Genomic DNA, 14,714 nt, shown 5'->3' on the forward strand with positions numbered 1-14,714 from the left:
CAACTTTGCGCCGATGATAGTGCGGATTACCCGTGTGAAAGTAGGTCATCGCCAGGCTCTTATGCTCAGAACCCCTCAGCGCACTCCGCTGAGGGGTTTTGTTTTTTATGCGTCGCTTCGATGTCCAATCGATGCGACAAGCGATGAGACCGTCACGCTCCATCGACGACTCAAAGGCCCCCGCAGCAGGCCGGTGAGCGTCCCCTATAGGGTAGGAGCGTGATGTTTATCGCGCCGATTGTGGTTCGCTTCCGAGGCGTTTCTTGCCGCGGTAGCAGGCTGACAAGGCCGCCGCAAAGCCTTTCCTCGTAAGGGGATAGTGCTTGACAGCCTTGGCCAGCTTCGCCATAATCGCTAGTTCGCTGCGGAGAGGTGCCCGAGTGGCTAAAGGGGGCAGACTGTAAATCTGTTGGCTTACGCCTACGCTGGTTCGAATCCAGCCCTCTCCACCAGAATGCAAGACAGCAATCCGGCCTAGCCGGTGTGAAGCAGGAAGTACGCAGGAAAGTAACCCGGGCGGGTGTAGCTCAATGGTAGAGCAGAAGCCTTCCAAGCTTACGACGAGGGTTCGATTCCCTTCACCCGCTCCAGCGTCGCGGTTGCTGTCAAAGAAGTAGTTCAAGTTTCGCCCATGTGGCTCAGTGGTAGAGCACTCCCTTGGTAAGGGAGAGGTCGGCAGTTCGATCCTGCCCATGGGCACCAAATACCCGCACTGGCAGTTGCTACCGAGACAGGAGTCGCGAAATGGCAAAGGAAAAGTTCGAACGGACCAAGCCGCACGTGAACGTAGGCACGATTGGTCACGTTGACCATGGCAAGACGACGCTGACGGCGGCAATCGCCACGGTGCTGGCTGCGAAGTTCGGTGGTTCGGCCAAGAAGTACGACGAAATCGACGCGGCGCCGGAAGAGAAGGCACGTGGTATCACGATCAACACGGCGCACGTTGAGTACGAGACGGCAAACCGCCACTACGCACACGTTGACTGCCCGGGCCACGCTGACTATGTGAAGAACATGATCACGGGCGCGGCACAGATGGACGGCGCGATCCTGGTGTGCTCGGCCGCTGACGGCCCGATGCCGCAGACGCGCGAGCACATCCTGCTGGCCCGTCAGGTTGGCGTGCCTTACATCATCGTGTTCCTGAACAAGTGCGACATGGTGGACGACGCCGAGCTGCTCGAGCTGGTGGAAATGGAAGTGCGCGAGCTGCTGTCGAAGTACGACTTCCCGGGCGACGACACGCCGATCATCAAGGGTTCGGCCAAGCTGGCGCTGGAAGGCGACAAGGGCGAGCTGGGCGAAGTGGCGATCATGAACCTGGCCGACGCGCTGGACACGTACATCCCGACGCCGGAGCGCGCGGTTGACGGTACGTTCCTGATGCCGGTGGAAGACGTGTTCTCGATCTCGGGTCGTGGCACGGTGGTGACCGGTCGTATCGAGCGTGGCGTGGTGAAGGTCGGCGAAGAAATCGAAATCGTGGGTATCCGCCCGACGGTGAAGACGACTTGCACGGGCGTGGAAATGTTCCGCAAGCTGCTGGATCAGGGCCAGGCTGGTGACAACGTGGGTCTGCTGCTGCGCGGCACGAAGCGCGAAGACGTGGAGCGTGGTCAAGTCCTGTGCAAGCCGGGCTCGATCAAGCCGCACACGCACTTCACGGGTGAGGTGTACATCCTGTCGAAGGACGAAGGTGGTCGTCACACGCCGTTCTTCAACAACTACCGCCCGCAGTTCTATTTCCGTACGACCGACGTGACGGGCTCGATCGAGCTGCCGGCGGACAAGGAAATGGTTATGCCGGGTGACAACGTGTCGATCACGGTCAAGCTGATTGCCCCGATCGCCATGGAAGAAGGTCTGCGTTTCGCCATCCGTGAAGGCGGTCGTACCGTCGGCGCCGGTGTCGTGGCCAAGATCCTCGACTAAGCAGTATTACTGGCGAACGCGACAACAACCGGTCGCGTTCGTTTGCCAGCGGGGTTGGCCTTGTGCCGACCCCAAAGTTGTTTTAGGGGTATAGCTCAACTGGCAGAGCGTCGGTCTCCAAAACCGAAGGTTGGGGGTTCGATTCCCTCTGCCCCTGCCAATTCAATCAGCCGCGTCGCGAGAGCAATCGCGACGCGGCTTAGTCTCGTTTGCGAAACATGGCCAATCCCAATGTCGAAACCGTAGGTGCCTCGAGCGGCAAGTGGCTGCTCGCGGTGGCGGTGCTGCTGGTGGTTGCCGGAGTCATCGGTTTCTACGTGCTTGCGCAGCAGCCCGGGTACGTACGCGGTGCCGCGCTGTTCGTCGGGCTTGCGCTCGGCGTCGTGGTGGCACTGGTATCCGCGCCCGGCAAGGACTTCGTGGGGTTCGCCAAGGAATCGTACCGGGAAGTTCGCAAGGTCGTATGGCCGACGCGCAAGGAAGCGGGTCAGATGACGGGCCTCGTGTTCGTCTTCGTCGTGATCATGGCGCTGTTCCTGTGGTCGGCTGACAAGCTGATCGAGTGGGTGATTTTCTCGCTCGTTCTTGGCTGGAAATAAGAGGTAGCACATGACGGATAACGCCCAGCAGGAAACCACCGCCGCGGAATCGCCTTCGTCGAAGAAGCGTTGGTATGTCGTGCATGCTTATTCCGGCATGGAAAAGAGCGTGCAACGCGCGCTGCAGGAGCGCATCGACCGCGCAGAGATGCAGGACAAGTTTGGCCGCATCCTGGTGCCGTCGGAAGAAGTTGTCGAGATCAAGGGTGGTCACAAGTCGGTGACCGAGCGTCGTTTCTTCCCGGGCTACGTGCTTGTGGAAATGGAAATGACCGACGAGACGTGGCACCTCGTGAAGAACACGAGCAAGGTGACCGGTTTCGTGGGCGGGGCGCGTAATCGCCCGAGCCCGATTTCCCAGCGGGAAGTCGACAAGATCATGACCCAGATGCAGGAAGGGGTCGAGAAGCCGCGTCCCAAGACGCTGTTCGAAGTGGGTGAAATGGTGCGCGTCAAGGACGGCCCGTTCACGGACTTCAACGGCAATGTCGAGGAAGTGAATTACGAGAAGTCGCGTCTGCGCGTCTCGGTCACGATCTTCGGACGTGCAACGCCGGTCGAGCTCGAGTTCGGTCAGGTCGAGAAGGTGTAAAGGGCTTTGCCCGGCGCACTCGCAAGAGTGGCGACGGGTTGATCCGGCAGATGCCGGATCCAAAGAGGAGCGTGAGGTCACGCCAGGCGTGGCGACAGCGCGTTATGACTCAACTGGATCATCCCGTTAGCGGATGATCCGTATGGAGTAAAGATGGCCAAGAAGATCATTGGCTTTATCAAGCTGCAAATTCCGGCTGGTAAGGCAAATCCCTCCCCGCCCGTTGGTCCCGCACTGGGTCAGCGTGGTCTGAACATCATGGAGTTCTGCAAGGCGTTCAACGCCCAGACCCAGGGTATGGAACCCGGTCTGCCGGTGCCGGTGGTGATTACCGCCTTCGCCGACAAGAGCTTCACGTTCGTGATGAAGTCGCCTCCCGCGACCGTGCTGATCAAGAAGGCAGCCGGCGTGGCCAAGGGCTCGCCGAAGCCGCATACCGACAAGGTTGGCAAGATCACCCGCGCCCAGGCTGAAGAAATCGCCAAGGCCAAGAACGCCGACCTGACCGCTGCCGATCTGGACGCGGCCGTGCGTACGATCGCCGGTTCGGCACGTTCGATGGGCATCACCGTGGAGGGTCTGTAAATGGCTAAGGTTTCGAAGCGCGTCGCCGCCAACAAGGCGAAGGTCGAGCGTACCAAGTTCTACGCGATCGACGAGGCCCTGGGCCTGGTGAAGGGTGCTGCCTCGGCAAAGTTTGACGAATCGATCGACGTGGCCGTGCAACTCGGCATCGATGCGAAGAAGTCGGACCAGGTGGTTCGCGGTTCCGTGGTGCTGCCGGCTGGTACCGGCAAGTCGGTGCGCGTGGCAGTGTTCGCGCAAGGCGACAAGGCCCAGGCCGCCAAGGACGCTGGCGCCGATATCGTCGGCATGGAAGACCTGGCCGAGCAAGTCAAGGCCGGTAACCTGAACTTCGACGTCGTGATCGCTTCGCCGGACACGATGCGTATCGTCGGTACGCTGGGCCAGATCCTCGGCCCGCGCGGCCTGATGCCGAACCCGAAGGTCGGCACGGTGACGCCGGACGTAGCCCAGGCCGTGAAGAACGCCAAGGCTGGTCAGGTGCAATACCGTGTGGACAAGGCCGGTATCATCCACGCGACCATTGGTCGTCGCTCGTTCGAAGACGCCGCGCTGAAGAGCAACCTCGCCGCACTGCTGGACGCGCTGGTGAAGTCGAAGCCGGCCACGAGCAAGGGCGTGTACCTGCGCAAGATCGCCGTGTCGTCCACGATGGGCGTTGGCGTGCGCGTTGACCAGGCTTCGCTGGCAGCCTGAACGCTGCCGCAGTCGCTGACCGGAACCCGATAACGCCGGTTGGACAAGAATGAAAGATCTCGCCTTGTGCGAGATCGGCTCCGGACCCGAAAGGAATGGAGCAAGGCTTTGGGCAGTGGAGTGGCCGCGGCGCGCAAGCGCAAAGGCCGCCCCGCTGGTTATCAAAGACCGCTGGTGTTCATGGGCGCAGTCTGGCTACGTGGACTTAATCGGAAGGCGACGAGCCGACCCGCCAGCGCAGATGGCGAACCCGAGGGATTGAAGCATCCGGGCAACCGGGTGATTCGGGCCAATCGGACGCCGTTCGTTTGGACTGATGCGTGTCGTTGGACCATGGGTCCGATAGCGCATCGTTTTGGAGCTTAACCGTGCCACTCAATATTGAAGATAAGAAGGCCGTCGTTGCTGAGGTTTCGGCGCAAGTCGCCGCTGCCCAGACCATCGTCGTCGCCGAATATCGCGGCATTAAGGTTAGCGATCTGACCAAGCTGCGCGCTACCGCTCGCACGCAAGGCGTCTACCTGCGCGTTCTGAAGAACACGCTGGCTCGCCGCGCTGTGGAAGGTACGCCGTTTGCAGGCCTCGCAGAGCAACTCACCGGTCCGCTGATCTACGGTATTTCCGCAGATGCAGTGTCGCCGGCGAAGGTGCTGAACGATTTTGCCAAGACCAACGACAAGCTGGTTCTTCGTGCAGGCTCGTTCGATGGCAAGGTTCTCGATGCTGCCGCCGTGAAGGCGCTGGCTTCGATTCCGAGCCGCGATGAACTGCTGGCTCAGCTGCTGGGCGTTATGCAGGCACCGGTGTCGGGCTTCGCCCGTCTGCTGGCTGCGCTGTCCGCCAAGAAGGCAGAAGGCGAACCCGCTGCGGCAGAAGCCGCTCCCGCGGAATCGGCCTGAGCCCTGCGTGGTCTCGCTTAGATAGATCGCAATACCCAATACCGAATCACATCTAGTAGGAGTAATTCCAAATGGCAATCAGCAAAGACGACATCCTTGAAGCCGTAGGCGCGATGTCCGTGATGGAACTGAACGACCTGGTGAAGGCGTTCGAAGAAAAGTTTGGCGTATCCGCCGCTGCGATGGCTGTTGCCGCCGCTCCGGGCGCTGGTGGCGCTGCTGCCGCTGAAGAAAAGACCGAGTTCAACGTTGTTCTGGCCGAAGTGGGCGCAAACAAGGTTGGCGTGATCAAGGCCGTTCGCGAAATCACCGGTCTGGGCCTGAAGGAAGCCAAGGATCTGGTCGATGGCGCACCGAAGCCCGTGAAGGAAGGCGTGGACAAGGCTGCTGCCGACGAAGCCAAGAAGAAGCTGGAAGACGCTGGCGCGAAGGTCGAAATCAAGTAAGTGGTATGCGCGTGCCCTCCGGCACGCGGTCAGGGCTGGCAAAGGGAATTCCCGGCGCCAGCCTTTTTGCGCTTCTGCGGGTGTGTTTGATGCGGCACCTGGATGACCTGCCAAATCAAGCGAGCAGGGCAGAATGCGCGAGAATGTGATGTAACAGAGGCTGCGCCGGCGAAGATTCGATGTTGCCGCAGCAGAACACAAACATCAGTGGCACACTAAGTGGTTGCTGATGTTTGTCTTCTGAACCGACTGCAGAAGACAAGTTTGGTCGGGTGTCCCCCGGGCGAGTACAGGCATTGCGCCAATGCAATGACCACACCGCCCGCAGCGTGCGGACACCGTCAGCCAGAGGTTGGTAGCGGCCAACCGCCAAATCCCCTCCCAGTCGCTGAACACCTCAGGGTAGGACAGGTCCACCTGCCCTGCGATGATTCGGAGATCCCATGGCGTACAGCTTCACCGAAAAGAAGCGCATTCGCAAATCGTTTGCGAAGCGCGCGACGGTTCATCAGGTTCCATTCCTGCTTGCCACTCAGATTGAATCCTACACCCAGTTCCTGCAAGCGGATACGCCTGCCGTGCGCCGGAAAACCGAGGGGTTGCAGGCCGCTTTTAACGCGATCTTCCCCATTTCGTCCCATAACGGGCTTGCCCGTATGGAGTTCGTCTCGTATCACCTGTCCAACCCGCCGTTCGACGTCAAGGAATGCCAGCAGCGTGGCCTGACGTTCCACTCGGCGCTTCGTGCCAAGGTTCGCCTGATCATCAACGATCGCGAAAACCCGGGCAAGGTGAAGGAAGTGAAGGAGCAGGAAGTGTACATGGGCGAAATTCCGCTCATGACCTCGACCGGCTCGTTCGTGATCAATGGCACCGAGCGTGTCATCGTGTCCCAGCTGCACCGTTCGCCGGGCGTGTTCTTCGAGCACGACAAGGGCAAGACGCACAGCTCGGGCAAGCTGCTGTTCTCGGCGCGGATCATCCCGTACCGCGGCTCGTGGCTCGACTTCGAATTCGACCCGAAGGACATCCTGTACTTCCGCGTCGACCGCCGCCGGAAGATGCCGGTGACGATCCTGCTGAAGTCGATCGGTCTGACGCCCGAGCAGATCCTTGCGCATTTCTTCGTGTTCGACAACTTCACGCTGCAATCGGAAGGCGCGCAGCTGGAGTTCGTGCCCGAGCGTCTGCGCGGTGAAGTCGCCCGCTTCGACATCGCCGACAAGAACGGTCGCGTGGTCGTCGAGAAGGACAAGCGTATCAACGCGAAGCACATTCGCGACCTCGACTCGGCCGGTACCAAGCTGATCAGCGTGCCGGAAGACTATCTGCTCGGCCGCGTGCTGGCGAAGAACATCATCGACCCGGACACGGGTGAGGTGATTGCCAACGCCAACGACGAGCTGACCGAGACGTTGCTCGAGAACCTGCGTGAAGCCGGCGTCAAGGAAATCCAGACGCTGTACACGAACGACCTCGACCAGGGTCCGTACATGTCGCAGACGCTGCGCGTGGACGAGACTGCGGACCAGACCGCTGCGCGTATCGCGATCTATCGCATGATGCGCCCGGGCGAGCCGCCGACCGAGGAAGCCGTGGAAGCGCTGTTCCAGCGTCTGTTCTACAGCGAGGAATCGTACGATCTGTCGCGCGTTGGCCGCATGAAGGTCAACAGCCGTCTGTCGCGCCCGAGCGGCGAGGGCAGCATGGTGCTGCAGGACGAGGACATCCTCGAGACGATCAAGATCCTGGTCAACCTGCGTAACGGCAAGGGCGAGGTCGATGACATCGATCACCTGGGTAACCGTCGCGTGCGTTGCGTGGGCGAACTGGCCGAAAACCAGTTCCGCGCTGGTCTGTCGCGTGTGGAGCGTGCGGTCAAGGAACGTCTGGGCCAGGCCGAGACCGAAAACCTGATGCCGCATGACCTGATCAACTCGAAGCCGATCTCGTCGGCGATTCGCGAGTTCTTCGGTTCGTCGCAGCTGTCGCAGTTTATGGACCAGACCAACCCGCTGTCGGAAATCACGCACAAGCGTCGTGTTTCCGCACTGGGCCCGGGCGGTCTGACGCGCGAGCGCGCGGGCTTTGAAGTCCGCGACGTGCACCCGACCCACTATGGCCGCGTGTGCCCGATCGAAACGCCGGAAGGTCCGAACATTGGTCTGATCAACTCGCTCGCACTGTATGCGCGCCTGAACGAGTACGGCTTCCTCGAGACGCCGTACCGCAAGGTCGTGGACAGCAAGCTGACCGACCAAGTGGACTACCTGTCGGCTATCGAGGAAGGCAAGTACGTGGTGGCGCAGGCCAACGCGACGCTCGACGGCGAAGGCAACCTGATCGACGAACTGGTTTCCGCGCGTGAAGGTTCCGAGCGTGAAACCCGTATGGTCACGCCGGACCGCGTGCAGTACATCGACGTGGCGCCGTCGCAGATCGTGTCGGCGGCAGCTTCGCTGGTGCCGTTCCTCGAGCACGACGATGCAAACCGTGCACTGATGGGCGCGAACATGCAGCGTCAGGCCGTGCCTTGCCTGCGTCCGGACAAGCCGCTGGTGGGTACCGGTATTGAGCGTACGGTGGCTGTTGACTCGGGCACCGCCGTGCAGGCGACGCGTGGTGGCGTGGTCGACTACGTCGATGCGATGCGTATCGTGATCCGTGTGAACGACGATGAAGCCGTGGCCGGTGAAGTCGGCGTGGACATCTACAACCTGATCAAGTACACGCGCTCGAACCAGAACACGAACATCAACCAGCGTCCGATGGTCAAGGTGGGCGACATCGTGGCCCGCGGCGACGTGGTGGCCGATGGTGCGTCGACCGACCTCGGCGAACTGGCGCTTGGCCAGAACATGCTCGTGGCGTTCATGCCGTGGAACGGCTACAACTTCGAAGATTCGATCCTGATCTCCGAACGCGTGGTGGCCGAAGACCGCTACACCTCGATCCACATCGAGGAACTGTCGGTCGTGGCCCGTGACACGAAGCTGGGACCCGAGGAAATCACGCGCGACATCTCGAACCTCGCCGAAGCGCAACTCGCGCGTCTGGACGAGTCGGGCATCACGTATATCGGCGCCGAAGTGGAAGCCGGTGACGTGCTGGTCGGCAAGGTGACGCCGAAGGGCGAAACCCAGCTGACGCCGGAAGAGAAGCTGCTGCGCGCGATCTTCGGCGAGAAGGCATCGGACGTGAAGGACACCTCGCTGCGCGTGCCGTCGGGCATGAGCGGCATCGTGATCGACGTCCAGGTCTTCACGCGTGAAGGCGTGACCCGCGACAAGCGTGCCCAGTCGATCATCGACGACGAACTGAAGCGCTATCGCCTGGACCTGAACGACCAGCTGCGTATCGTGGAAGGCGATGCGTTCCAGCGTCTGGAGCGTCTGCTGCTCGACAAGACCGTGAACGGCGGTCCGAAGAAGCTGGCCAAGGGCGCCAAGCTGACGCGCGAGTACCTGGCCGATCTGGACAAGTACCACTGGTTCGACATCCGTCCGGCCGACGAAGAAGTGGCTGCCCAGCTGGAAGCCGTCAAGGAAGCCATCGAGCAGAAGCGTCACGAGTTCGACCTCGCGTTCGAAGAGAAGCGCAAGAAGCTCACGCAGGGCGACGAACTGCCGCCGGGCGTGATCAAGATGGTCAAGGTGTACCTGGCCGTCAAGCGCCGTCTGCAGCCTGGCGACAAGATGGCAGGCCGTCACGGTAACAAGGGTGTGGTGTCGAAGATCGTGCCGATCGAAGACATGCCGTACATGGCGGACGGTACCCCGGCCGACATCGTGCTGAACCCGCTGGGTGTGCCGTCGCGGATGAACGTGGGCCAGATTCTGGAAACCCACCTGGGCTGGGCCGCACGCGGTCTGGGCGAGCGTATCGGCAACATGCTGAAGGCACAGGTGAAGGCCCAGGAACTGCGCAAGTTGCTGGCTCAGATCTACAACGAGAGCGGCAAGCCGGAAGATCTGGACAGCCTGTCCGATGCGGAAGTGCTCGAGCTCGCCACGAACCTGAAGAAGGGCGTGCCGTTTGCGACCCCGGTGTTCGACGGTGCGCACGAGGACGAAATCCGTCGCATGCTGGATCTGGCCTACCCGAGCGACATCGCCAGCGAGAAGGGTCTGACTGCTTCCAAGCAGCAGGTCACGCTGCACGATGGCCGTACCGGCGAAGCGTTCGAGCGTCCGGTCACGCTGGGTGTGATGCACATGCTGAAGCTGCACCACTTGGTCGATGACAAGATGCACGCGCGTTCGACGGGTCCGTACTCGCTGGTGACGCAGCAACCGCTGGGCGGCAAGGCGCAGTTCGGTGGCCAGCGTTTCGGTGAGATGGAAGTGTGGGCACTGGAAGCCTACGGCGCATCGTACGTGCTGCAGGAAATGCTGACGGTCAAGTCCGATGACGTGAACGGGCGTACCAAGGTGTACGAAAACATCGTCAAGGGCGAGCACTCGATCGACGCTGGCATGCCGGAGTCGTTCAACGTGCTGGTGAAGGAAATCCGCTCGCTGGGTATCGACATCGATCTCGATCGCTACTGATCGCGGCACCCCGGTTAAGCAGGATTTCTCACAGAATGAATGCCGCCCCTTCGGACAATGTCCGGGTGGGCGGCGAAACAAGGAGTTGCAATGAAAGCATTGCTCGATCTCTTTAAGCAGGTTCAGCAGGAAGAGCAGTTCGACGCGATCAAGATCGGCCTCGCCTCGCCCGAGAAGATCCGTTCGTGGTCGTACGGTGAAGTGAAGAAGCCGGAAACGATCAACTACCGCACGTTCAAGCCGGAGCGCGATGGTCTGTTCTGCGCCAAGATCTTTGGCCCGATCAAGGACTACGAGTGCCTGTGCGGCAAGTACAAGCGCCTGAAGCACCGTGGCGTGATCTGCGAGAAGTGCGGCGTGGAAGTGACGCTCGCCAAGGTTCGCCGTGAGCGCATGGGCCACATCGAACTGGCTGCGCCGACCGCGCACATCTGGTTCCTGAAGTCGCTGCCGTCGCGTCTGGGCATGGTCCTGGACATGACGCTGCGCGACATCGAGCGCGTGCTGTACTTCGAAGCGTTCGTGGTGCTCGAGCCTGGCATGACCCCGCTCAAGAAGAGCCAGATCATGTCCGAGGACGACTACCTCGCGAAGTGCGACGAGTACGGTGAGGGTGAATTCGTGGCGATGATGGGTGCCGAGGGCATCCGTGAACTGCTGCGCGGCATCGACATCGAAAAGCAGATCGAACAGATCCGCGCCGAGCTGCAGGCCACGGGCTCGGAAGCCAAGATCAAGAAGTTTGCCAAGCGCCTGAAGGTGCTCGAGGCCTTCCAGCGTTCGGGCATCAAGCCCGAGTGGATGATCCTCGAAGTGCTGCCGGTGCTGCCGCCCGAGCTGCGCCCGCTGGTGCCGCTGGATGGTGGCCGCTTCGCGACCTCGGACCTGAACGACCTGTATCGCCGCGTGATCAACCGTAACAACCGGTTGAAGCGCCTGCTCGAGCTGAAGGCTCCTGAGATCATCGTGCGCAACGAAAAGCGCATGCTGCAGGAAGCCGTGGACTCGCTGCTGGACAACGGCCGTCGCGGCAAGGCGATGACTGGCGCCAACAAGCGTCCGCTGAAGTCGCTCGCCGAAATGATCAAGGGTAAGGGCGGTCGTTTCCGTCAGAACCTGCTGGGCAAGCGCGTCGACTACTCGGGCCGTTCGGTCATCGTGGTGGGCCCGACGCTCAAGCTGCATCAGTGCGGCCTGCCCAAGCTGATGGCGCTCGAGCTGTTCAAGCCTTTCATCTTCCACAAGCTGGAAACGATGGGCATCGCCACCACGATCAAGGCGGCGAAGAAGGAAGTGGAAAGCCAGACCGCTGTGGTGTGGGACATCCTCGAAGAGGTGATCCGCGAGCACCCGGTGATGCTGAACCGCGCGCCGACGCTGCACCGTCTGGGTATCCAGGCGTTCGAGCCGGTGCTGATCGAAGGCAAGGCCATTCAGCTGCACCCGCTGGTCTGCGCGGCGTTCAACGCCGACTTCGACGGTGACCAGATGGCCGTTCACGTGCCGCTGTCGCTGGAAGCGCAGATGGAAGCCCGCACGCTGATGCTGGCGTCGAACAACGTCCTGTTCCCGGCCAACGGAGATCCGTCGATCGTGCCGTCGCAAGACGTGGTGCTGGGTCTGTACTACACGACCCGCGACAAGATCAACGGCAAGGGCGAGGGCATGACCTTTGCCGACGTCAGCGAAGTGCTGCGTGCGTACGAGAACAAGGAAGTCGAGCTGGCTTCCCGCGTGAACGTGCGTATCGTCGAGTACGACATGGTGGACAAGGACGCGCAGGGCGACGCTCGCTTTGCGCCGAAGATCACGCTGCAGGCCACCACGGTCGGCCGCGCGATCCTGTCCGAAATCCTGCCGAGGGGTCTGCCGTTCTCGGTGCTGAACAAGCCGCTGAAGAAGAAGGAAATCTCGCGTCTGATCAACACCGCATTCCGCAAGTGCGGCCTGCGCGAGACCGTGATCTTCGCCGACAAGCTGCTGCAGTCGGGCTTCCGCCTGGCAACGCGCGCCGGTATCTCGATCGCGATCGACGACATGCTGGTGCCGCCGCAGAAGGAGAAGATCATCTCCGAAGCGGCTGCCAAGGTGAAGGAATACGACAAGCAGTACATGTCGGGTCTGGTGACGGACCAGGAGCGTTACAACAACGTCGTGGATATCTGGGGCGCCGCCGGCGACCAGGTGGGCAAGGCGATGATGGAGCAGCTCCAGCACGAAGACGTGGTGGACCGCGAAGGCAAGACCGTCAAGCAGGATTCGTTCAACTCGATCTACATGATGGCCGACTCGGGTGCGCGTGGCTCCGCCGCGCAGATCCGTCAGCTGGCCGGCATGCGGGGCCTGATGGCCAAGCCGGATGGCTCGATCATCGAGACGCCGATTACGGCGAACTTCCGCGAAGGCCTGAACGTTCTGCAGTACTTTATCTCGACCCACGGTGCGCGTAAGGGTCTGGCCGATACCGCACTGAAGACCGCGAACTCGGGTTACCTGACCCGTCGTCTGGTCGACGTGACGCAGGATCTGGTCGTGGTTGAGGACGATTGCGGTACGTCCAACGGCGTGGCCATGAAGGCGCTGGTTGAAGGTGGTGAAGTCATCGAAGCCCTGCGCGACCGTATCCTCGGCCGTGTGACCGTGGCTGACGTGGTGAACCCGGAAACGCAGGAAACGGCGATCGAAACGGGCACGCTGCTCGACGAAGATCTGGTCGACCTGATCGACAGCCTCGGCGTGGACGAAGTGAAGGTGCGTACGCCGCTGGCGTGCGACACGCGCTACGGTCTGTGCGCGATGTGCTACGGCCGCGATCTGGGCCGCGGCGTGCTGGTGAACTCGGGCGAAGCAGTGGGCGTGATTGCTGCGCAGTCGATCGGTGAGCCGGGCACGCAGCTGACCATGCGTACGTTCCACATCGGTGGTGCGGCATCGCGTGCGGCTGTGGCCTCAAGCGTGGAAGCCAAGGCGACCGGTACCATCCGCTTCACGGCGACGATGCGCTACGTGACCAACGCCAAGGGCGAACTGATCGTGATCTCGCGTTCGGGCGAGACGCTGATCACGGACGACCATGGCCGCGAGCGCGAGCGTCACAAGATCCCGTACGGCGCGACGCTGCTGGTGCAGGACGGTCAGCCCATCAAGGCTGGTACGCAGCTGGCGACGTGGGATGCACTGACGCGACCGATCGTCTCGGAGTACTCGGGCACCATCAAGTTCGAGAACGTCGAAGAAGGCGTGACCGTTGCGAAGCAGATGGACGAAGTGACGGGTCTGTCGACGCTGGTCGTCATCGATGCCAAGCGCCGTACCGCCGCGACGAAGGGTCTGCGCCCGCAGGTGAAGCTGATGGACGCCAACAACCAGGAAGTGAAGATTCCGGGTACGGATCACTCCGTGACCATTGGCTTCCAGGTTGGCGCGCTGATTACGGTGAAGGACGGTCAGCAGGTGCACGTGGGTGAAGTGCTCGCGCGTATCCCGACCGAGTCGCAGAAGACTCGCGACATTACCGGTGGTCTGCCGCGTGTGGCCGAGCTGTTCGAAGCGCGTTCGCCGAAGGATGCCGCCGTGCTGGCGGAAGTCACCGGTACCACGTCGTTCGGTAAGGACACCAAGGGCAAGCAGCGTCTGGTCATCACGGACCTCGATGGCAATGCGCACGAGTTCCTGATCGCGAAGGAAAAGCAGGTGCTGGTGCACGATGGCCAGGTGGTGAACAAGGGCGAAATGATTGTCGAGGGTCCGGCGGATCCGCACGACATCCTGCGCCTGAAGGGCATCGAGGAACTCGCGCACTACATCGTCGACGAAGTGCAGGACGTGTACCGTCTGCAGGGCGTGAAGATCAACGACAAGCACATCGAAGTGATCGTGCGTCAGATGCTGCGCCGCGTGCAAATCGTGGACGTGGGCGACACCAAGTTCATCCCGGGTGAACAGGTGGAGCGTTCGGAACTGCTTGACGAAAACGATCGCGTGATCGCCGATGCCAAGCGTCCGGCCACGTACGAAAACCTGCTGCTCGGTATCACCAAGGCGTCGCTGTCCACGGACAGCTTCATCTCGGCGGCATCGTTCCAGGAAACGACGCGCGTGCTGACGGAAGCCGCGATCATGGGCAAGACCGATGACCTGCGTGGTCTGAAGGAAAACGTGATCGTGGGTCGTCTGATCCCCGCCGGTACCGGCCTGGCCTACCACCGTGCCCGCAAGGCGCGCGAGGCGGCCGAGCGCGAACGTGCACAGGCCATCTCGGACGAAGAGCAATCGCTCTTCATCGAGCCGCCTGTGGTGCAGGCGACCGAAGGCGACGGCGACGCTGTCTGATCCTTCAAGTTGCCATCCTCGTGATGGCGGCAAGTAAAGCCCGGCCTCTGGCCGGGCTTTTTTTTGCCCAAGCCGTCGTG

Annotated in this window: 9 protein-coding genes and 4 tRNA genes; all 13 read left to right on the forward strand. The window is 61.5% G+C overall.

Translation table 11 applies throughout. From position 1 onward, the window contains the following. The first annotated feature begins 366 nt into the window (after window positions 1-366). The 13 genes from LDO41_RS32530 to rpoC all read left to right on the forward strand — a co-directional run bounded on the left by LDO41_RS32530 (window position 367) and on the right by rpoC (window position 14,634). A tRNA-Tyr gene (locus tag LDO41_RS32530) sits at window positions 367-452 on the forward strand. Window positions 453-516: 64 nt separating this feature from the next. After that, a tRNA-Gly gene (locus LDO41_RS32535) sits at window positions 517-590 on the forward strand. 37 nt (window positions 591-627) lie between these two features. Beyond that, window positions 628-702, forward strand: a tRNA-Thr gene (locus LDO41_RS32540). 42 nt (window positions 703-744) lie between these two features. Further along, the gene (gene tuf, locus LDO41_RS32545) at window positions 745-1,935 is read left to right on the forward strand and encodes an elongation factor Tu (RefSeq protein WP_223995657.1); all 1,191 of its coding nucleotides are present in this window, start codon (window positions 745-747) and stop codon (window positions 1,933-1,935) included. Window positions 1,936-2,019: 84 nt separating this feature from the next. After that, window positions 2,020-2,095 (forward strand) — tRNA-Trp (locus LDO41_RS32550). A 58-nt stretch (window positions 2,096-2,153) separates the two neighbouring features. Continuing rightward, window positions 2,154-2,534 (forward strand): preprotein translocase subunit SecE, encoded by a 381-nt coding sequence (gene secE, locus LDO41_RS32555; RefSeq protein WP_223995658.1) that lies wholly within the window; start codon window positions 2,154-2,156, stop codon window positions 2,532-2,534. A gap of 10 nt (window positions 2,535-2,544) precedes the next feature. Next, on the forward strand, window positions 2,545-3,126 hold the full coding sequence (nusG, locus tag LDO41_RS32560; protein ID WP_109585069.1) for a transcription termination/antitermination protein NusG: 582 nt from the start codon (window positions 2,545-2,547) through the stop codon (window positions 3,124-3,126). Between the two features lie 153 nt (window positions 3,127-3,279). Beyond that, on the forward strand, window positions 3,280-3,711 hold the full coding sequence (gene rplK / locus LDO41_RS32565) for a 50S ribosomal protein L11 (RefSeq protein WP_042882508.1): 432 nt from the start codon (window positions 3,280-3,282) through the stop codon (window positions 3,709-3,711). After that, window positions 3,712-4,407, forward strand: a complete 696-nt coding sequence (rplA, locus tag LDO41_RS32570) for a 50S ribosomal protein L1 (RefSeq protein ID WP_223995659.1) — start codon at window positions 3,712-3,714, stop codon at window positions 4,405-4,407. Between the two features lie 368 nt (window positions 4,408-4,775). Then, entirely contained in the window at window positions 4,776-5,306 is a 531-nt protein-coding gene (rplJ, locus tag LDO41_RS32575; RefSeq protein WP_223995660.1) for a 50S ribosomal protein L10, read from the forward strand. Between the two features lie 71 nt (window positions 5,307-5,377). Then, on the forward strand, window positions 5,378-5,752 hold the full coding sequence (rplL, locus tag LDO41_RS32580; RefSeq protein WP_223995661.1) for a 50S ribosomal protein L7/L12: 375 nt from the start codon (window positions 5,378-5,380) through the stop codon (window positions 5,750-5,752). Between the two features lie 443 nt (window positions 5,753-6,195). Further along, complete coding sequence (gene rpoB / locus LDO41_RS32585) at window positions 6,196-10,302, forward strand: DNA-directed RNA polymerase subunit beta (RefSeq protein ID WP_223995662.1); 4,107 nt, start codon at window positions 6,196-6,198, stop codon at window positions 10,300-10,302. Window positions 10,303-10,392: 90 nt separating this feature from the next. Further along, entirely contained in the window at window positions 10,393-14,634 is a 4,242-nt protein-coding gene (rpoC, locus tag LDO41_RS32590) for a DNA-directed RNA polymerase subunit beta' (protein ID WP_223995663.1), read from the forward strand. Window positions 14,635-14,714: the final 80 nt, after the last annotated feature.

This window comes from Cupriavidus pampae (assembly GCF_914271485.1).
GTDB lineage: Bacteria > Pseudomonadota > Gammaproteobacteria > Burkholderiales > Burkholderiaceae > Cupriavidus > Cupriavidus pampae.